The organism is Herbiconiux liukaitaii (genome assembly GCF_041927495.1).
GTDB lineage: Bacteria > Actinomycetota > Actinomycetes > Actinomycetales > Microbacteriaceae > Herbiconiux > Herbiconiux liukaitaii.
Window position 1 is genome coordinate 171548 of record NZ_JBHFHG010000002.1, and the last position, 20115, is coordinate 191662.

The 20115-nt window shown below is 72.2% G+C and carries 12 protein-coding genes; all 12 read left to right on the forward strand.

Annotated features, from left to right (window positions below; all coding sequences use genetic code 11):
- Positions 1–38 precede the first annotated feature (38 nt).
- The 12 genes from ACEXQC_RS01325 to ACEXQC_RS01380 all read left to right on the forward strand — a co-directional run bounded on the left by ACEXQC_RS01325 (position 39) and on the right by ACEXQC_RS01380 (position 20108).
- Complete coding sequence (locus ACEXQC_RS01325; protein ID WP_374817563.1) at positions 39–1082, forward strand: FHA domain-containing protein; 1044 nt, start codon at positions 39–41, stop codon at positions 1080–1082.
- Between the two features lie 61 nt (positions 1083–1143).
- The gene (locus tag ACEXQC_RS01330; protein WP_374817565.1) at positions 1144–1911 is read left to right on the forward strand and encodes a protein phosphatase 2C domain-containing protein; all 768 of its coding nucleotides are present in this window, start codon (positions 1144–1146) and stop codon (positions 1909–1911) included.
- Between the two features lie 62 nt (positions 1912–1973).
- On the forward strand, positions 1974–3536 hold the full coding sequence (locus ACEXQC_RS01335; protein ID WP_374817567.1) for a serine/threonine-protein kinase: 1563 nt from the start codon (positions 1974–1976) through the stop codon (positions 3534–3536).
- Entirely contained in the window at positions 3533–9619 is a 6087-nt protein-coding gene (locus tag ACEXQC_RS01340) for an Ig-like domain-containing protein (RefSeq protein ID WP_374817569.1), read from the forward strand. The genes ACEXQC_RS01335 and ACEXQC_RS01340 overlap by 4 nt, the downstream gene beginning before the upstream one ends.
- Before the next feature lie 19 nt (positions 9620–9638).
- Positions 9639–10610, forward strand: coding sequence for an AAA family ATPase (locus tag ACEXQC_RS01345; protein WP_374817571.1), 972 nt, complete (start codon positions 9639–9641; stop codon positions 10608–10610).
- Positions 10607–12139, forward strand: coding sequence for a DUF58 domain-containing protein (locus ACEXQC_RS01350; protein ID WP_374817573.1), 1533 nt, complete (start codon positions 10607–10609; stop codon positions 12137–12139). The genes ACEXQC_RS01345 and ACEXQC_RS01350 overlap by 4 nt, the downstream gene beginning before the upstream one ends.
- 13 nt (positions 12140–12152) lie before the next feature.
- The gene (locus ACEXQC_RS01355; protein WP_374817576.1) at positions 12153–14969 is read left to right on the forward strand and encodes a transglutaminase domain-containing protein; all 2817 of its coding nucleotides are present in this window, start codon (positions 12153–12155) and stop codon (positions 14967–14969) included.
- A complete protein-coding gene (locus ACEXQC_RS01360; protein WP_374817578.1) occupies positions 14966–15826 on the forward strand; it encodes an FHA domain-containing protein in 861 nt (286 codons plus the stop codon). Before ACEXQC_RS01355 ends, ACEXQC_RS01360 begins: the two co-directional genes overlap by 4 nt.
- 184 nt (positions 15827–16010) lie before the next feature.
- Positions 16011–17210 (forward strand): ABC transporter substrate-binding protein, encoded by a 1200-nt coding sequence (locus ACEXQC_RS01365; protein ID WP_374818824.1) that lies wholly within the window; start codon positions 16011–16013, stop codon positions 17208–17210.
- Entirely contained in the window at positions 17210–18373 is a 1164-nt protein-coding gene (locus ACEXQC_RS01370) for an ABC transporter ATP-binding protein (protein ID WP_374817580.1), read from the forward strand. The genes ACEXQC_RS01365 and ACEXQC_RS01370 overlap by 1 nt, the downstream gene beginning before the upstream one ends.
- A gap of 5 nt (positions 18374–18378) precedes the next feature.
- Positions 18379–19308, forward strand: coding sequence for an ABC transporter permease (locus ACEXQC_RS01375; protein WP_374817582.1), 930 nt, complete (start codon positions 18379–18381; stop codon positions 19306–19308).
- Entirely contained in the window at positions 19305–20108 is an 804-nt protein-coding gene (locus ACEXQC_RS01380) for an ABC transporter permease (RefSeq protein ID WP_374817584.1), read from the forward strand. The genes ACEXQC_RS01375 and ACEXQC_RS01380 overlap by 4 nt, the downstream gene beginning before the upstream one ends.
- Positions 20109–20115: the final 7 nt, after the last annotated feature.

The following is a 20115-nucleotide window of genomic DNA, read 5'->3' on the forward strand; positions in this document are numbered from 1 at the left end:
GGAGGAGAGGTGGCTGCCACGCGCGGTAGCGTGTCGGGATGGGTGGACTGCGGATCGTTCCCGGCGAGGGGGAGTGGCTCGTGCTCGCCGACTGGCCCGGCCTGGTGCTGATCCCCGCGGCTGCCCAGACGGCCCAGGATGCGCTCGAGCAGGCGATCTGGAACGCGCTGCAGGGCGCCGCCGGCATCGAGGCGGTCGTCTCCGCCATCCCCGTGCGCGGCACGGACGCCGTGCCCTCGTTCGCCGTGCTGCACTTCGAGGATCCGTGGAACGCCCCCGCCCAGCGCGTCACCGGAGTCGTGCGCGGCTCGGCCGTCGTCGACCTCCTCTCGATCGGAGGGGCGAGGCGGTTCGGCTCCCGGGGCGCCGAACCGTGGGCGCTAGCCGAGTTCTCCGACATCGTGGGCATCACGGCGGGCAGGCTCCCTCCCGTGCCGGAGTCGGCTCCCGTCGTGCCGATCGGAGCCCGACGGCACGACCGCGGGATCGCCCACGCCTCGAGCATCGTCTGGGCCGCCGACGCCGACGACCTCGCCCAGGTCGCGCCCCAGCTCGCCCCGGCTCACGATGAAGCCGTCGCAGACGACACCCTGCTCAGACAGCCCCAGGCCCCGGCCGATCCGGCAGGGGAGCCGGAAGCAGAACCCGAGCAAGAACCGGAACCGGAATCCGCCCGGGCAGAGGGCTCCGATCCCACCCAGCCCGCCGCCCCCGAGCCCCACTTCACGGTGAGCGTGAACGACTCCGCCCCCGTCGACCTCTCAGGCCCCCTCGTCATCGGCCGCAGCCCCCGCGAGCGGCGCACCCTCTCCTCCCTCCCGCAGCACCTCGTCACGGTCGCCTCGCCCACCCGCGAGGTGTCGTCGAACCACGTCGAGATCGCACCGAGCGGTCGCACCATCGTGGTGACCGACCTGCGCTCCACCAACGGCACGATCGTGCGCCCCGAGGGCGCTGCGCCGGTGCGCCTGCGGCAGGGGGATTCGTTCGTGGCCACGGGGTCGGCTATCGTCGAAATCGGCGACGGAAACGTTATCCACATCTCGTCGCGAGACCGCGGAAAGACCGTACCGACCGCTTAGGATTCCTCGAGAGCTGTCAGGAGATGGTCCCGTGACCCAGATCGGTCGAACGAGCGCGCGCGTGAGCGTCACCCGCGAGGGTGCAGAGCCCCGGCGCGTCACCCTGTCGTGGGCCGCCCTCAGCGATGTGGGCAACAAGCGCGCAGGCAACGAAGACAGCTCGATCTCCGACGTGCCGATCTTCGCGGTGGCCGACGGCATGGGCGGCCACTCCGCGGGCGACCTCGCGAGCGCGGCCGTGGTGGAGCGCCTGGGCGAGATCGCCGCGGCCGTCACCGATGCCGACTCCCTCGAGGTGGCTCTCGCCAAGGCCCTCGCCGACATCGACAAGGTGGGAGACGAGTCGGTGCTCGGCACCGGCACCACGGTCACGGGTGTGGCGCTCGCCGAGGTCGACGACGACCTGGCGTGGCTGGTCTTCAACATCGGCGACTCCCGCGTGTACCTCTACCAAGACGGCGAGCTCCGCCAGCTCACCATCGACCACTCGGTGGTGCAGGAGCTCATCGACGCGGGGCTCATCACGCGCGAGCAGGCCGAGCACCACCCCGACAGCAACGTCATCACCCGCGCCGTCGGCTTCCACGAGAAGCCCGTCCCCGACTACTCGACCCTCCCCGTGGTGGCCGGCCAGCGCATCCTCGTGTGCTCCGACGGCCTCACGAAGGAGCTCACCGACTTCGGCATCCGCCACTACCTCTCCACCACCCCCGATGCGGAGACCGCCGCCAAGGAGCTCGTCACGGCGTCGCTGGCCAACGGTGGTCGCGACAACGTCACGGTCGTGGTGGTCGACGTGGAGACCGACGACGGCAGCGACCGGTCCTGAGGCCGATGGCCCGGCGTCTTCCCTCGTCCCCTCCACCGCTCCCGGGTTTCACCGCGGTGCGGGTGCTCGGGGCGGGTGGCTTCGCCGACGTGTTCCTCTTCGAGCAGAACATGCCGCGCCGCCAGGTGGCGGTCAAGGTCATGCTCCCCGAGGTCGTCAACGACCAGGTGCGGCGCATGTTCCAGGTCGAGGCCGACCTCATGGCCACGCTCAGCGCGCATCCCTCCATCCTCACCGTCTATGAGGCCGGGGTCTCCTCCGACGGCCGCCCCTACCTCGTCATGGAGCTCTGCTCGTCGTCGCTCGGGCAGACCTACCGGCGGCAGCCGCTGCCCGTCGCCGAGGTGCTCCGCATCGGCGTCAAGATCGGCGGCGCCCTGCACACCGCTCACCAGCAGGGCATCCTGCATCGCGATGTGAAGCCCTCGAACATCCTGCTCACCGCCTACGGCGCCCCCGTGCTCTCCGACTTCGGCATCTCCTCCACGACCCGCGGATCGGCGGCCGCGCAGGCGGTCGGCCTCTCCATCCCCTGGTCGGCTCCCGAGGTGGTCTCGGAGGAGACGCAGGGCACCGTGGCCTCGGAGGTCTGGTCGCTCGCGGCGACCCTCTACTCGTTGCTGGCGGGTCGTTCGCCGTTCGAGACACCGGGGGCCGCATCGGCGCCCGGTGATCTCGCGCGCCGCATCGTGAAGGCGAAGCTCGCACCGATCGGCAGAGACGATGTGCCGGACTCGCTCGAGCGCGTGCTCGCGGGGGCTCTCTCGAAGAAGCCGGAGCAGCGGCCGGCGAGCGTGCTCGACCTGCTGCGAGAACTGCAGGGCATAGAGTCGCAGCTCGGCCTCGGCCAGACCCCGGCCGACATCGCGATGGCGGAGTGGGCGAGCGGTTTCGGCCGCGACGCGGAGGCGCGCACCGCGCTGCGGGCCGAGACCCCGCCGACTGCCGCTGCCCCGACGCGGGGCCGCTTGCGACGGCGGGCGCCGGGCGGCGGTTCTGGGTACGGTTCGGGGTCTGGAATGTCGGACGGGTCCGCAGAGGATCCGCATTCGTTCACCGGGTCCGACGACGCGGATCGCACCCGCCTCAGCGGCGCGCCGGGTGGTGGCGGCACGCGAACCCGGCCCAGCACCCGCGCAGGCTCCGACGGGCGGTCCGATTCCCGCCTGGCCGATCCCCGCTATTCCGATCCCCAGCATTCCGATCCCCATCTGGCCGATCCCCGCCTGACCGGGCGCCGCGGGCCCGATGGCCGCCGGCCCGCTTCCCCCCGATCCGGGCGGCGCACCGTCGTGGTCACCGCGGCGATCGCCGGAGTGGCCCTCCTCGCCGGTGCGGGCATCGCGGCGTTCGCGCTCACCCGATCCGACAGTGCGATCCCCCGGGTCGGTGAGATCGCGGCGAGCACGAGCGACGGCCGCATCCTGTTCAGCTGGAACGATCCGGGGCTCGCCGAGGGCGACAGCTACCGCGTGAGCACGGCAGAGGGCTCGGGATCGCTGCAGCAGGGCCGTGAGTTCGCCGCCTTCCCCGCGGACGGCGAGCAGGTGTGCATCACGGTCTCCGTGGTGCGCTCGGGCACCGCGGGCGAGGCGAGCTCGGAGAAGTGCGCGGAGATCGGATGATCAGGCGCCCCGGAGCCTGGGCGCGCAGCCATCGCTCCCTCCTCTCCACCCTCGTCGGCAGTGCGGCGCTCCTCGCGCTCGTCACCACGACGGCGTTCGTCTCCACGGGCTACCCGGCGCAGAAGGTCGAGCTCGACGACGGGGCGGTCTGGCTCACGAGCGATCTGCACCAGGCGGCGGGGCGGGCGAATCCGCAGGTCGGGCTGCTCAATGCCGCCGTGCGCATGGAGTCGGGCTCGCTCGACGTGGCTCAGAACGGGCGCATGGTCGTGGTGAGCGACCTGGGTGGCGCCGAGGCCAGGATCCTCGACACCGCGCGCGCCGAGGTGGCCGACACGTTCCCGCTGCCGGTGGGGGAGGCCGAGGTGCACCTCGGCGACGGCGTGGCGCTCGTGTCCTCGCTCACCTCGGGCGATGTGTGGCTCGCCGATCCCGAGTCGCTCGCCGCCTTCGATCCCGAGAGCCCACCCGACCTCACTCTGGGGGCCGGGGGTCGCGTCGCGCTGGGCGGCGGGGGCGAGCTGTTCGCCGCCTCCGCGGCGACGGGCACCGTGCTCACCCTCGCCGACGCCGCCTCCTCGGCGGCGATGGGGTCGGTCGGCGGATCGGCTGGGGGTGCGGGCTCCTCGAGCGACTCCCTCGACGTGGAGCAGGACGACGAGCTCTCGCTCACCGCGGTGGGCGACCGGTGGGTGGTCTACGACCACGACCAGCGGCGACTGCTGACCCGCGAGGGCACGATCGACCTCGCCGACTCGGTGGGGGCCGAGGACCGGGTGTGGCTGCAGGAGCCGTCGGTGGAGTCCGGGGCCGTCGCTTCGGGCTCGGCGTCATCCGGTGCCGGGTCGACCGACTCGGTGCTGCTCGCCACGGGTGGTGCGCTGCTCGAGGTCTCGCCGTCGGACGGGGTCGTCACCACCCTCTCCGACGGCCACTCCGGCACCTCGGTGCGGCCGATGCAGGTCGGCGCGTGCCGCTACGCCGCCTGGAGCGACGGCCGCTCGTGGTCGCACTGCGCCGACGGCACCAGCACCGACGGCACCGGCACCGTCGGCACCGACAGTGCCGCCACCGTCGGCACCGAGTCCTCCCGGCAGGCGGCCTCGAGCGCCGACGAGCTCGTGTTCCGCACCGACGGCCGCGGCGCCGTGCTGCTCTCCGACCGCATCTCGGGCCGGGCCTGGGACGTGACGCGCGAGAACGCCCTCATCGACGGCTGGGAGGAGCTGCTGCCCGATCCCGCCGCCGACCAGGAGTCCCAGGATGCCGTCACCGACGAGCCCGTCGAGGTCGACCCCGCCCAGCGCCCGCCGGTCGCCACCGACGACGAGCTGGGCGCGAGAGCCGGCCGCACCACCGTGCTGCCCGTGCTGCTCAACGACTACGACCCCAACGGCGACGTGATCGTGATCGACGGTGCGGGAGTGCCACCGGAGTCCGGCTGGACCGTCGACGCCATCGCCGACTCCCAGCAGCTGCAGCTCACCCTGCCCGCCGACGCCGTGGGCGAGTTGACCTTCGGGTACACCGTCTCCGACGGTCGCGGCGGCACCGACGACGCGACCGTGCGTGTGCAGGTGCGCCCCGACGAGGAGAACGCGGCGCCCGTGCAGAGCACGACCCCGCGGCTCGACGTGGCGCTCGGCGGGCGCGGCGAGGTCGACATCCGCGCCGACTGGTTCGACCCCGACGGAGACGCCTTCTACCTGCAGTCCGCGGGCATCGCCGCCCCCGACGTCGTGTCGTTCACACCCGAGGGTGTGCTCACCCTCACCGATTCCGGCCAGGGCACCGGGCGCAAGGAGATCTCCGTCACGGTGAGCGACGGTGTCGCCTCGACCGTGGGCACGGTCGTGGTCGACGTGCACGAACCGGCCGACGTGCCGCTCGTGGCCGAGGGCTTCGTGGCGCTCGTGCACGTGGGTCAGGAGCTCGAGGTCGATCCGCTCGTCCACGTCACGGGCGGCGGCAGCGCCCTGAGGCTCTCGGGTGTGCCCGCCCGCGAGGGCTTCGGGCTGCTCCCCGACTTCGCCGGGGGCACCGTGCGCATCACGGCGACCTCGGCGGGCGAGGGTCTCCTCGACTACGCGGTCACGGACGGCACGAAGACCGCCTCGGGGGTCATCCGCGTGATCGCCACACTGCCCCCTGACGCCGACACCCGCCCGGTGACCGTGCCGCACGCCTCGTTCGCGCGGCAGGGCACGAGCGTCGACGTCGATGTGCTGGCCGGCGACTTCGATCCGGCGGGCGGGGTGCTCATCGTCACAGGAGCCGAGGGCGCGGGCACGTCCGAGGGCGCTGCGGAGGCGGAATCCGACGGTCTGCGGGTGGAGGTCATCGAGCAGCGCCTGCTGCGGGTCACCCTCACGCGCCCGCTCGAGACCGGGAGCGCGACGTTCTCGTACGGGGTGACGAACGGCCTCGCCGACGCCACGGGATCGGTGACGGTGGTCGAGATCCCCGAGCCGGCCGTGCGGCAGCCGCCCGTCGCGGTCGCCGACACCGCCTCGGTGCGCGTGGGCGACGTGGTCGACATCCCCGTGCTCGGCAACGACACGCATCCCGACGGCGACTCGCTCTCGCTGCATCCCGAGCTCGTGAAGCCCCTCGCCGACGACGCCGGGCTGCTCTTCACGTCGGGATCGGTGCTGCGCTACCTCGCGCCGGAGACGCCGGGCGACTTCACGGCCGAGTACCGCGTGGATGCGCCGGACGGCCAGTGGTCGACGGCGACCGTCACCATCAGCGTGCGCGAGGCCGATGCCACCGCCAACGCGTCGCCCGTGCCTCAGCTCGTGACCGCCCGCGTCATCGCCGGCGAGACCGTGCGCATCTCCGTGCCCCTCGCCGGGATCGATCCGGATGGCGACTCCGTGCAGTTCCTCGGTGCCGACTCCGCACCCGAGAAGGGTGCTGTGGCCGAGACGGGCTCCGACTGGATCGACTACACCGCCGGTGAGTACTCCACGGGAACGGACAGCTTCGGCTACACCGTGGTGGACAGGCTGGGCGCTCGAGCCTCCGGCACCGTGCGGGTGGGGGTGAGCCCCCGCCTCGAGGGCGCGCGCAACCCGGTCGCGACCCCGGACGAGGTGCTCGTGCGGCCGGGCAGGACCGTTCTGCTGCAGGTGCTCGAGAACGACTCCGATCCCGACGGATCGGCGCTCACGGTCACCGACGTGGCCGCGCTCGGTGAGGGAGAGGGCGCGACCGCCACGATCCTCGAGGGCGGCCTCCTCTCGGTGCAGACCCCGCAGGTTCCCGGCCGCTACGGCTTCCTCTACTCCATCGCCAACGAGCGAGGAGGCACGAGCTCGAGCTTCGCCACGGTCGACGTGCGCGAGGATGCACCACTGGCCCGCCCGCAGGTGAGCGACACCGTGCTCTCGCTGAGCGACATCCTCGACACCGACACGGTCGACGCCGACGTGCTCGAGAACGTCTTCTTCGCCGAGGGCGGCACCCGCGAGCTGCGTCTCGCCGTGCCGTCGGCCTACGCGGGCACGGCGAAGGTCGTCGACGGCCGGGTGCAGGTGGCTGTGGAGCGGCAGCGGCAGGTCATCCCGTTCACGGTCGCGCATCCGGACGACCCGACGGTGCGCTCCACCGGGTTCTTGTGGGTACCGGGGAGCGACGACGCCCTGCCGCAGCTGCGCAAGGGAGCGCCGCGCCTCATGGTCGAGTCGGGCCGCACCCTGCGCATCCCGCTCGACGAGCAGGTCGTGGCCGTCGGGGGCCGCAACGTGGTGATCGCCGACCCCAACTCCGTGCGTGCCACCCATGCCGACGGCAGCTCGCTCACGGCGGGCTCCGACACGCTCGTGTACCGCAGCGCGGAGGGCTACTTCGGGCCGGCCTCGCTCTCGTTCGAGGTCGCCGACGGCACGGGCCCCGATGCGCGCACCTCCACCCTCGTGCTGCCCATCACCGTCACGCCGCGCGAGAACCAGCCGCCCGTCTTCACGGGGGCCGTGCTCGAGCTCGAGCCGGGTTCGCAGCGCGTCGTCGACCTCGCCAGACTCACCTCCGCCCCCGAGGGAGCGGGCCCCCTCGCCTTCCAGGTGCTCGAGCCGAGGCCAGCGGGGTTCAGCACGGTGCTGCTCGGGCAGACCCTCACCATCACGGCCGACCCCGGCACCCGCATCGGCGCCTCCTCCTCCCTCTCCATCGGTGTGAGCTCGGGAGGTGCCGCGGGCGCAGCCCCCGTGCAGGGCAAGGCGGGGCGGATCGAGCTCTCGGTGGTGCCCTCCACGCGGCCGCTCGCGGTGCCCGCCCCCGACTCCGTCGTCGCACCCCGCGGCACCACCACCACGATCGACGTGCTCGCGAACGACTCGGCCACCAATCCCTTCCCGCAGACCCCGCTCGTCGTCACCGCGGTGCGCGGCGCCGATGCGGCCTCCCTGCCCGCCGGGCTCACGGTCGAACCGAGCGCCGACCGCCGGCAGCTGCGCATCACCGCGGCGGCCGACGCCCCGCCCTCGGATGTGACCGTGCAGTACCAGGTGCAGGATGCGACCGGTGATCCGCAGCGCGCTGCCTGGGGCACCGTGCGCATCGCCGTGCAGGACCGACCGGGGCAGGTGGGCGGGCTGGCCGTCACGGGCTTCGGCGACCGCACGGTCGACGTCGTATTCTCGCCAGGAGCCTCCAACAACTCGGCGATCACGGGCTTCACGGCCACGGCGCAATCAGCCTCGGGGAGCACGGTCACGACGCCGTGCGCGAGCACGCGCTGCGCCGTGCGCACGGCGGGCAACGGTCCGGGGGAGGCGGTGACCATCAGCGTGACCGCCGAGAACGCCATCGGATCCTCGGTGCCCACGGTCTACGCGTCATCCGTGTGGTCCGATCTGCTCCCGTCGGCGCCGGGAGCCGTCGAGCTCGCTCCTCTCGACGGAGCGCTCGAGGTGCGCTGGTCGGCGGCGGGCGTGGGGGCGGGCGGATCGCCCGTGCGGCACTATGACGTGAGCGCGGGCGGGCAGCTCGTCGAGACCGTCGACGCGGGCAGCTGCGGCTCCGGATGCGCCACCGTCGTGCGCGGCCTCTCGAACGGCTCCTCCACCACGGTCACCGTCACCGCCCGCAACGACGCCTACCCGGCGCTCGCCGTGTGGGCCTCGTCCTCCGCCACCGGCACACCCTTCGGAGCCCCCGCCGCCTCCACGGTGTCGGCGCTCGCCGGCAGCGGATCCGCCGCGGGGACGGTCACCCTCACCTGGCCGGAGTTCCCGGGCAACGGCGATGCGGTCGCCGGTTACTTCGTGCAGCGTCTCGCGCCGGGCACCACCGGGGTCCCCTCGGGTTCTCAGGCCTGTGCAGTCACGTCGCCCGCCCCCGGTCGTGTCGTCGCACCCGTGCCTGGAGGAGCCGTCGCCGAGCAGGTCGCGCTCGGACAGGGCGCCCGGTCGGCGGTCTTCACGGGGCTCGACGCCGTCGACACGAGCTACGCGTTCGTGGTGTGGGGCTACAACGCGGCGGGCTGCACGCCCTCGGCCGTGGTCTCGGCGGTCACCGTGCCGAGTCCGGGATCCGTGGACGTGAACGGCATCGATGCCTCCATGGAGGTGCAGGGGAGGGTCGTCGACCTGCAGCTGCGGGGTGTGCCCGTCACCTCCGGGCTGCCCGTGCTCGCTCCGCGCTACTGGGTGCAGCAGGTCGACGGCAGCGGCGCACCGGTGGGGGTCGCCCAGTCGTTCACCCTCGGCGGGTACCCGCGCGCGGTCACCAATGGTGCCTTCGGGGAGGTCTACCGCTACACCGTGCGGGTGTGCGACCTCTCGATCGGTCTCGAGGTGTGCACGCCGTACTCGGCGCCGATCAGCGCGCCCGAGCCCTCGCTCACCTTCGACTTCGAGGTGCCTCCCGCCTACGACGGCACGAGCTGGAGCTGGCTCAACGATCCGCCGAACGGCGCCATCGTGCCGCAGTACAGCTGCGGCTCGGTCGTGGCCGGCGATCCGTCGCCCGGAACCGGCGTCGTCGTCGGCACGACGTGCACTCCGGACACGGCCGTGGCGGAGGGCGACGCGTGGCTGCAGCTGACCATCGGCGACCACCGGTATGTGTACTTTGGATGACGGAAGAGGTGCGGCCACGATGACGATGACCACGGAGCAGGCGACGAGGTTCGCCGATGTCTTCGACAAGCTGACCGCGAACATCGAGCAGACCCTGCACGGCAAGGCGCATGTGGTGCGGCTCGCGCTCACCGCCCTGTTCAGCGAGGGGCACCTGCTGCTGGAGGATGCGCCTGGCACGGGCAAGACCTCGCTCGCCAGGGCCATCGCCGACAGCGTGCGCGGCACGAGCAGCCGCATCCAGTTCACGCCGGACCTGCTGCCGGGCGACATCACGGGCGTGAGCGTCTACGACCAGCGCACGGGCGACTTCACGTTCCACCCTGGTCCGGTGTTCGCCAACGTCGTTCTCGCCGACGAGATCAACCGGGCGAGCCCGAAGACCCAGGCCGCCCTGCTCGAGGTCATGGAGGAGGGCACGGTCACGGTCGACGGCAGCTCGCATCCGGTGGGGGAGCCGTTCATGGTCATCGCCACGCAGAACCCCATCGAGCAGGCCGGAACGTACCGTCTGCCCGAGGCCCAGCTCGACCGCTTCCTGCTCAAGACCTCCATCGGGTACCCCGACCACGCCACGACCCTGCGCATCCTCGAGGGGGCCACCGAACGGGCCCACGGCGCATCCCGTCCCCCCATCATCACGGCCGAGGGCGTCACGCTGCTGGCCGCCGAGGCGCGCACCGTGCACGTCGACCCCACGCTCAACGACTACGTCTCGCGGCTCGTGCAGGCCACGCGCGACGCCCCCGAGACGCGCCTCGGGGCCAGTGTGCGGGCGGCGCTCGCGCTCATCCGCACCGCCAAGACGTTCGCGGCGTCGGATGGGCGGCACTACGTGGTGCCCGACGACGTGAAGGCGCTCGCGGGCCCCGTGCTCGCCCACCGGCTCGTGCTCGACCCCGAGGCGGAGTTCGACGGGGTCACGGCGTCGAGCGTGATCTCGCGCATCCTCCTCGACGTGCCGCCGCCCGGGGACGCCCCGTCGTCATGAGCACCCCCCGGCCCCCGGCGCGCCCCGCGGCCCCCGCGCCGGCTGCCGTGACGGTCTCGGCGGGCGGGTGGCTCGTGGTGGCCATGGTCGTGCTGGGCATCGGGGGTGGTCTGCTGCTGGGGTGGCTGGAGCTCGTCGCGCTCGGGGCAGTCGCACTGGGGGTGGCTGTCGCGGCCGGGCTGTTCATCGTGGGGCGCACCAGTGGGCGCGTCGAGATCGCCGTTGTCGACAGGCACGTCGTGGCGGGTGGCACGGCCGTCGTGGCCGTGCGGGCGTTCAACGATTCGGGCTCGCGGATCCGGGCACGCACGGTCGAGCTGACGGTTCGTCCGGTGTCGGGGTCGACCTCGGCACCGGGTGGCGCGGGGTCGTCGTTCACCTCGGCGTCGAGTGGCGCCGCGGGGTCGTCTTTCGCCTCGGCGCCGGGTGGCGGGGCGGGGGCGTCGTTCACCCGGCTAATCGAGCTGCCCGCGGTGCCTCGGGGTGTCACCCGGGAGGTGGAGGTGCTCGTGCCTGCGCTCCGGCGGGGGATCATCGCGCTCGGGCCGGTCGTGGTGGTGCGGCGGGATCCGCTCGGGCTGGCCAGGAGGGAGTCCGTGCTCTCCGGCACGGGCGAGCTCTACGTGCACCCCGCCACCGTGCCGCTGGCCGTGCGCAGCACCGGACTCCTCCGCGACCTCGAGGGCACTCCCACGAGCGACCTCACCGACAGCGACATGTCGTTCCACGCGCTCAGGCCGTACGTGCCGGGTGACGACCGCCGGCACATCCACTGGAAGAGCACCGCGCGTGCCGGTGCCTTCCTCGTGCGCCAGTTCGAGCAGACGCGCCGCAGCCACCTCATCGTGGTGCAGTCGCAAGCGCCCGAGGACTACGCCTCGGCGGAGGAGTTCGAGCTAGCCGTGAGCGTGGTGGCCTCCATCGGGGTGCGCGCCATAGCCGACGGCGCTACCGTCTCCGTCTACGCCGGCGGAGCCCGCGGCCCCGTCCCCACCCCCGCCGCGACGGCGGGCGCGTTCGCGAGATCCACCCGTGGCGGGTCGCCGCGCAATGGCATCACTTCGGCCTACGGTGCGACGGCTGCTGATGGCGCGAAGTCCACGCGGGCCGCGACAGCGAGTGGCGGGGCACCATCCGGCACCGAGGCGCGGATCGGCGCGCGTTTCGGCGGGAAGGAGCGCGCGGCCCGCAGCGGTGGGCGGTTGCGCACCCGGGCGCCGCGCGATCTGCTCGACGACCTGAGCGGCGTGGAGGAGCTGTCGGGGGCGCCGCGGCTCACCGCGCTGGCGAGGTCGGTGGGCGAAGCGGCCTCCGACGCGTCGGTGGTGTTCCTCGCGTGCGGCAGCCCGGTGACGGCGCGTCAGGTGCGGGCCGCGGCGTCGCACTTCCCCACCGGGGTCGAGGTGATCGCGGTCGTCGCCGAGCCCGAGTCGCCGCCCGCCCTCGTGCGCATCGACGCGCTCCGCATCACCCGCATCGGCTACCTCGACGACCTAGCCCGCACCCTCACCCGAGCGGCAGGCACCTGATGCGCCGACACGTATGCGCACCGATGCTCCCGCACTCTGGCCCGTGGTCGGGGCGGAGGCGCTCGTGGCTGAGGTGAGCCGGGCCGGCGCACGCAGGACCGGCGCGGGCAGTGGCGGCGGTGTGCGGGGTGGGGATGGGCGGGTGGTGCTGGCCGCGGTGGTGTTCGAGGTGCTCGTGCTCGTGGCGGCGGCTGCGTGGTGGCCCGTGTACGTGTCGGGCTCGTTCGTGGTGCTGGCCGTGGTGACCGTCTCCGCGGGGGTGCTGCTCGGCACGGCCGGTGCTGTGCTGCGCTGGCCGGGCCCCGCGGTGCTCGGGGCCGGCGTGCTCGCCTGGCTGCTGCTCGGTGTGCCGCTCGCGGTGCCCTCGAAAGCGCTGTGGGGAGTGCTGCCCACGCCCGGCGGCCTCGCCGACCTCGTCGTGACCACCGCCACCGGATGGCGCCAGCTGCTCACCATCGCCCTCCCCGTGGGCGACTACCAGGCACTGCTCGTCCCGGTCTTCACCCTGCTGCTCGTCGCCTCCCTCGGCGGCGTCTCCGTGGCCCTCCGCACGCGAGTGCCCGTGGCGGGCGTGGCCTTCCCCGCGGCGATCCTCGTGGCCGGGATCGCCTTCGGCGGGGCACAGGCCCTCGCACCGCTGCTCGTCGGCGGAGCGTTCTGCGTGGTCGTGGTGGTGTGGCTCGGCCTCCTGAACGCGACCTCCGCACCCGACCGAGGCGCACCCCGCCGGCGGGGGCGAGCGGTCGCCGGGGCCTTCGGCATGCTCGCGACGGGCGTCGCCGCCGCGCTCGCCGTAGGCCTGGTGGCATCCGGTGCCGGTGCCGGTGCCGGTGCCGGTGCCGGGTCCGGAGCCGGGGCGGGTGCCGGGTCGGGAGACGGGTCCGGAGCAAGTGAAGGGGCGGATGCTGGGGCGGGTGGGGTGGTGGGTGGCCTGCTCGCCGCCGAGTCCCTGCCCGGTGCCTCCCGCGCGGTGCTCCGCGACGCCGTCGAGCAGCCGTTCGACGCGCGAGAGCAGTCCAGCCCGTTCTCCGCCTACCGGGCCTACGTCTCGGCCCCGGCCGACTCCGCCGTCATGCTCACCATCGAGGGCGCGCAGCCGGGTGAGCGCCTGGTCGTCGCGCGCATGGACGACTACGACGGAGTGGTCTTCACCGTCGGATCCACCACCGCCGACTCCCTCTTCCGCCGAGTCCCCGAACGCCTCGGCACCACCCGAGGCGGTGCCGCATCCGCCGGGAGCGCGACAGCCGACACCCTGCCCGCCGCAGCCGCAGCCGCATCCGAAGCCGATGCCGGTGCCGGTGCCGGTGCCGGTGCCGCCAGCGCATCCGATACCGCCACCTCTTCCGGTGCCGACAACCCGTCCGCCGCCGCATCCGACGCCGTCGCCGCATCCGCCGGCGGTCCGCGGTCCGCCGGCGCGTCCGAGCGCACGCTCGAGGTCACGGTCGGCGCGTACAGCGGCCTCTGGGTGCCCACGGCCGGCGAGCCCGCGGCCATCCGCTTCGACGGCCCGCACGCCGAGCCCCTGCAGAACTCCCTCTTCTACAGCGAGGGCCTCGCCACCGCCGCCGACCTCGAGACCCTCACCGAGGGCGACACCTACAGCCTCGACGTCCGCGGATCCCTCACCCCCTCGAGCCCCTCCGACGCGGCCGCCGCCACGCCGGGCGCCGCTGTGCGGGTGCAGACCGACGAGGTTCCGGATGCCGTCGCCGTGCGACTGGCCGAGTGGGCCCCGGAGTCGCGTTCGCCGGGTGAGCGCCTCGCCGGCATCGTGGCGGGACTGCGCTCGGGCTACCTCTCGAGCAGCAGGGAGGGCGAGGTCTTCTCCCGCTCCGGCCACGGCTCGGACCGACTGCAGGAGCTGCTCACCGCCTCCCCCATGGTGGGCGACGCCGAGCAGTACGCGGCCGCCGCGGCCCTCCTCGCCGAGGCCGCAGGCTTCCCGTCACGCGTGGCCCTCGGCTTCACCGTGCCCGCAGACCCGTCCGCGCCCGCCGGTGCCTCCACCGACGCGCAATCCACCGACGCGCAGTCCACCGCGGCAGGCGACGAGACGACGCCGGCCGGATCCGACACATCACCGGCCGGATCGGACCCGTCCGCCGCCGCCGACACACCGATCGCGGTGCGGGGCAGCGATGCCACCGCGTGGGTCGAGGTGCTCACCGCCGAAGCGGGCTGGGTGGCGCTCGACGTCACGCCGGACCCCGGTCCCGTGCCCGACGCCGCCGAGGAGGACAGCAGCACGGCCGTGCGCCCGCCCGACGTGGTGCCGCCCGCCGACGACGACGCGGAGGAGACGACCGCCACGGCCCCGCTCACCCAGGACGACGCCGACCCGCCGCCCGCCGACCCGCTCCCGGCCCAGCTGCTGCAGATCGCCCTCACGGTGGGCATCGTGCTGGCCGTGATCGCGGTGGCCCTCGCCCCGTTCCTCCTCGTGCTCGCGGCGAAGAGCCGGCGCCGACGCCGGCGCCGCACCCTCGGCGGGGTGCGGGGTCGGGCGGCGGGCAGCTGGGCTGAGCTCGTCGACGCCGCACGCGATGCCGAGGTGGCGACCCCTCGCTCGGCCACGCGGCGCGAGACGGCCAGAGCGCTCGGCGGCGGGGGAGCGACGGCCCTCGCCGTGCGGGTCGACGGTGCGCTGTACGGCCCCGGCGAGCCCGCACCGAGCGAGCTCGACGCCCTCTGGGCGGCCTCGGATGCCGAGCGCCGCAGGCTGCTGGCCGGGCGCGGGCGGCTCGCTCGGCTGCGGGCCCGGCTGTCGACCAGGTCGCTGCGCCCGTATCATGGGAGTGACGACGACAGGCAGGACAAGCAGTGAAGTGCAGAACGTGCGGCACGACTCTGAGCGCCGGAGCCCTGCTCTGCGGAGAGTGCGGAACCTCGGCCATCGCGCCACGACCCACCCTCGGCGACACGGCCCGCTTCGACCGCAAGGCCCTCCTCGACACCATCCTCCGCGAGCAGCGCCGAGCCGCCGCCGCCCGCCAGTCCGCGACGGCCTCGGCAGGCAGGCCCCCGCACACCTCGGCCCGCCCGATCACGCCCGCCGTAGCCCGCTGGACCGCGCCGCCGGTTGACGAGACCTCCGACGACTCCACCGCCGCGATCCCCACCCAGGTCGCCCCCGAACGGGATCCGCTCACCCCATCGATCCCGGCGACCGATTCCCCCGCCGCCGCAGCAGCGGCCCTCGCATCCGCCGTCGCGCCAGAGCACGAGCCCACCGTCGCGCCAGAGCACGACCCGGCGATCGCGCCAGAGTCGAACCGAGGGTTGAACCCAGACCAAGCGCCCGAGCCCCAGCCCGCGACCCCCCGCCACGCCGCCCCCCAGAAGCACGACCCCTCCCGCCCCCTCTACAGCCTCGTCTTCAGCACAGGCGAGAGCGTGCGCGTCTCCGGCAGCGGCCTCGTCGGCCGCAACCCCACGCCGCTCCCCGGCGAGCACGTCGACTACCTCGTGCAGATCGTCGACCCCGCCCGCAGCGTCTCCAAGACCCACCTGGTCTTCGGCCTCGAGAACGGCGAGTTCTGGGTGGCCGACCGCGGCTCCTCCAACGGCACCCGCCTCGGCCTCGACCTCGTCGACCCCGTGGAGCTCACCCCGGGAGAGCGCATCCGCATTCCGAGGGGCACAAGGGTGGGCATCGCCGACCAGTACTTCGACCTCCACTGAGAATCGCCGAAACAGACGAGATGGACTGTCGGATGCGAGAAACGGCACCGATTTCGTAAAAGGTATGTTTCGATCATGTGTACTTCGTCGTTCTGACTGTCGCGCCTTCTGAGCGCTGTGCCACTATCGGGATCACAGTTTTTCCGTGACCGAGAGGCCGACCGTGCGCGCACCCCAAGATCCGATGATCCTCCAGGCCATCCAACACACCCAGGCGCTCCAGAAGGCGAGAGCCACGACCCTCAGCCGGCGCGGATTCCTCGGCGCCATGGGTCTCGGCGCCACCGCCCTGGCCCTCGCGGCGTGCGCCCCCGGCCAGCGCGAGGCCCTCACCGCCGCGAAGGATCTCTCCGCGACCGAGAAGACCCTCGCCTGGAGCAACTGGCCCGCCTACATGGACGAGGACGACGACGGCAACTACCCCACGCTCATGCGCTTCCAGGAGGAGAGCGGCATCACGGTCTCCTACGACGTCGACGTCGACGACAACAACAGCTACTACGCCAAGGTCAAGGATCAGCTCGCCCTCGGCCAGGACATCGGCGCCGACACCGTGTGCCTCACCGACTGGATGGTGGCGCGCCTCGTGCGCCAGGGCTACGTGCAGGAGCTCGACCACGCGAACATCCCCAACATCGCCAACCTCAGCGAGTCGTTCGCCAACCCCGACTTCGACGAGGGCCGCAGGTTCTCGCTGCCGTGGCAGGGCGGCTTCGCCGGCATCTGCTGGAACAAGGAGAAGGTGCCCGCAGGCCTCAAGAGCGTGGACGACCTCTGGGATCCCGCACTCAAAGGCCGCGTGGGCGTGCTCTCCGAGATGCGCGACACGATGGGGCTCATCATGCTCGCCCAGGGCACCGACATCACGGGGGAGTGGGGCGACGACCAGTTCGCGGATGCCATGGACGCCTTCACGAAGCAGGTCGAGGACGGCCAGATCCGCAACATCAAGGGCAACGCCTACCTCAACGACCTGCAGAGCGAAGACACCTTCGCCGCCATCTGCTGGTCGGGCGACATCACGAGCCTCAACGCCACGGCCGGCGACAAGTGGGAGTTCGTGATCCCGGAGGCGGGCGGCACGCTCTGGAACGACACCTTCGTGGTGCCCATGGGGTCGGCGCACAAGGCCAACGCCGAGGCCGTCATGGACTACTACTACGAGCCGGAGGTCGCCGCCGAGCTCGCCGCCTGGGTCAACTACGTCACCCCCGTCGTGGGCGCCAAGGAGGCGATGGACGCGATCGACCCCGAGCTCGCCTCCAACCAGCTCATCTTCCCCGACGAGACGACGCTGAGCACCGTCAACGTGTTCCGCACGCTGACCCCGCAGGAGGAGAACGACTACCAGGCCCAGTTCCAGAAGGTGCTGCTGGGCAGCTGATGGCGATCACGAAGACGACCACCACCGGCGCATCCACCGGCGCATCCGCCCGCGCATCCTTCGCCGAGAGCGGTGCCGACCTCGAGCTCGTCGGCATCTCGAAGCGCTTCCCCGGCTTCACCGCCATCGAGTCCCTCGACCTGCAGATCCCGGCCGGCTCGTTCTTCGCGCTGCTCGGACCCTCCGGCTGCGGCAAGACCACCACGCTGCGGCTCGTGGCGGGGCTCGAGGAGCCCACGGCGGGGCGCATCCTCATCGGCGGCAAGGACGTGACCGACACGAAGTCGTTCCAGCGGCCCGTCAACACGGTGTTCCAGTCGTACGCGCTGTTCCCGCACATGACGATCCTCGAGAACGTGGCCTTCGGGCTCCGCCGTCGACGCATCACGGATGCCACGGCCAAGGCGCACGAGGCGCTGAAGCTCGTCGAGCTCGACCACGTCGCCTCCCGACGGCCCGCCCAGCTCTCCGGCGGTCAGCAGCAGCGCGTCGCCCTCGCCCGCGCCATCGTGAACCGGCCGGCCCTGCTGCTGCTCGACGAACCGCTCGGCGCCCTCGACCTCAAGCTGCGGCGGCAGATGCAGCTCGAGCTCAAGGCCATCCAGACCGAGGTGGGCCTCACCTTCCTGCACGTCACGCACGACCAGGAGGAGGCCATGACCATGGCCGACACGGTCGCGGTGATGAACAAGGGCCGGATCGAGCAGATGGGCGCCCCCGAGGAGCTCTACGAGCTGCCCCGCACGGCGTTCGTGGCGAACTTCCTCGGGCAGTCGAACCTCTTCGCGGGCGAGGTCATCTCGTCCACGGCCGAGGCGATCACGGTCGACGTGGCGGGGGTCCCGGTGGTGGTGCCCCGCTCGCGGAGCCGGCGGCACTCCGGCCAGGTGGCCATCGGGGTGCGCCCCGAGAAGGTGACGCTGCTCACCGAGGCACCGGATGCGCAGGCCGGGCGCAACGTGTTCGGCCCCGGGCGGGTCACCGACGTCTCGTTCTCGGGCGTGAGCACGCAGTACCTCGTCGACGTGCCGGGGGCGGGCGAGCTCGTGGTGTTCGCGCAGAACATGGTGTTCGGGCCCGTCGTGCAGGTGGGGGCCGAGGTGTGGCTGTCGTGGAACGCCGACCACGGCTTCGGTCTCGACGACGTTCCTGAGCAGGCGTAGCACCCGTGGCCTTCACCGCCTTCGCCTCGCCCACCGCCGCCCCCGGGCAGCAGCCGCAGGGCCCGGTGCCGAAGAAGCGCAGCTTCGTGGCGCTCGTGCTGCTCCTGCCCGGCATCGCCTACCTCCTGCTGTTCTTCCTCGCGCCGCTCATCTCGCTCATCATCACGTCGTTCCAGGAGCCGGATCTCTACGGCGACATCGGCGACTACGTCACGGCGTTCCGCTGGGAGAACTACGTCGATGCCGTGGGGGAGTACTGGCCGCTCATCCTGCGCGCCTTCGGCTACGCGCTCGTGGCCACGGTGCTCGCGCTCGTCATCAGCTACCCCATCGCGTACTTCATCGGGGTGAAGGCCCGTCGGTTCCCGCTGCTGCAGAGCCTGCTGCTCACGCTCGTGATCGCGCCGTTCTTCATCAGCTTCCTGCTGCGCACCCTGGCCTGGAAGCAGATCATGTCGGATGAGGGGCCGGTCGTCGTCTTCCTCAAGTCGATCGCCGTGCTGCCCTCCGACGGGCACCTCACGGGCACGGCGTTCTCGGTGATCTTCGGTCTCACCTACAACTTCATCCCGTTCATGACTCTGCCGCTCTACGCCACGCTCGAGCGGCTCGACACCCGCTACCTCGAGGCGGGGTCGGATCTGTACGCGAGCCCGTTCACGGTGTTCCGCACCGTCACGGTGCCGCTCAGCATGCCCGGGATCGTCTCGGGGACCCTGCTGACCTTCATCCCGGCCGCCGGCGACTACATCAACGCGAGTCGCGACTTCCTCGGCTCGTCGTCGACCGCCATGGTGGGCAACGCGATCGAGGCGAACTTCCTGGTGCTGCAGAACTATCCGGCCGCGGCGTCGCTGTCGATCGTGCTCATGGGCGTGATCCTCGTGATCGTGGGCGTCTACGTGAAGCGCACGGGAACGGAGGAGCTCGTATGAGGCGGCGCACGCGGGGTCTCGGGCTCTGGGTCTACACCTTCATCGCCCTCGCCTTCCTGCTCATCCCGATCATCTACACGTTCGTGTTCTCGTTCAACGACTCCGGCAAGCTCAACATCGCCTGGCAGGGGTTCACGCTCGAGAAGTGGGCCACGGTGTGCAGCGTGCAGGGGCTCTGCGAGTCGTTCGCCAACAGTGTGCTCGTGGGGATCACGGCCACGGTGCTCGCCACGGCCCTCGGCACCCTCATCGCGGTGGCGCTCGTGCGCTACCGGTTCAGGGCTCGCTCGGCGATCAGCCTGCTGCTGTTCCTGCCGATGGCCACACCCGAGGTGGTGCTGGGAGCGGGGCTCGCGGCGCAGTTCCTCACCGTGGGCGCCCAGAAGGGGCTCGGCACCATCATCCTGGCGCACACGATGTTCTGCATCAGCTTCGTGGTGGTCACCGTCAAGGCGCGGGTGGCCTCGCTCGACCCTGCGCTCGAGGAGGCCGGCCGCGACCTCTACGGCTCACCGGGCCAGGTGTTCTGGCGCATCACGTTCCCGCTGCTGCTCCCGGGCATCGCCGCGGCCGCGCTGCTGTCGTTCGCCCTGAGCTTCGACGACTTCATCATCACCAACTTCAACTCGGGCTCGGTCGACACCTTCCCCAAGTTCATCTACATCGCAGCGGCCCGCGGCATCCCGGCCCAGGTCAACGTCATAGCCTCAGCAGTCTTCCTCTTCGCCATCATCCTCGTCATCGTGGCCCAAGTCTCCCGAGCCTCCCGAGCCAAACGCCTCTCCCGCCAGCTCGGCTGATCCTCAG

Excerpts from the sequence above, each read along its gene's own strand:
- ACEXQC_RS01345 (WP_374817571.1), top strand. The coding sequence starts at position 9,639 with ATGACGATGACCACGGAGCAGGCGACGAGGTTCGCCGATGTCTTCGAC.
- ACEXQC_RS01340 (WP_374817569.1), top strand. The coding sequence starts at position 3,533 with ATGATCAGGCGCCCCGGAGCCTGGGCGCGCAGCCATCGCTCCCTCCTC.
- ACEXQC_RS01355 (WP_374817576.1), top strand. The coding sequence starts at position 12,153 with ATGCGCACCGATGCTCCCGCACTCTGGCCCGTGGTCGGGGCGGAGGCG.
- ACEXQC_RS01365 (WP_374818824.1), top strand. The coding sequence starts at position 16,011 with ATGATCCTCCAGGCCATCCAACACACCCAGGCGCTCCAGAAGGCGAGA.
- ACEXQC_RS01350 (WP_374817573.1), top strand. The coding sequence starts at position 10,607 with ATGAGCACCCCCCGGCCCCCGGCGCGCCCCGCGGCCCCCGCGCCGGCT.
- ACEXQC_RS01380 (WP_374817584.1), top strand. The coding sequence starts at position 19,305 with ATGAGGCGGCGCACGCGGGGTCTCGGGCTCTGGGTCTACACCTTCATC.
- ACEXQC_RS01370 (WP_374817580.1), top strand. The coding sequence starts at position 17,210 with ATGGCGATCACGAAGACGACCACCACCGGCGCATCCACCGGCGCATCC.
- ACEXQC_RS01325 (WP_374817563.1), top strand. The coding sequence starts at position 39 with ATGGGTGGACTGCGGATCGTTCCCGGCGAGGGGGAGTGGCTCGTGCTC.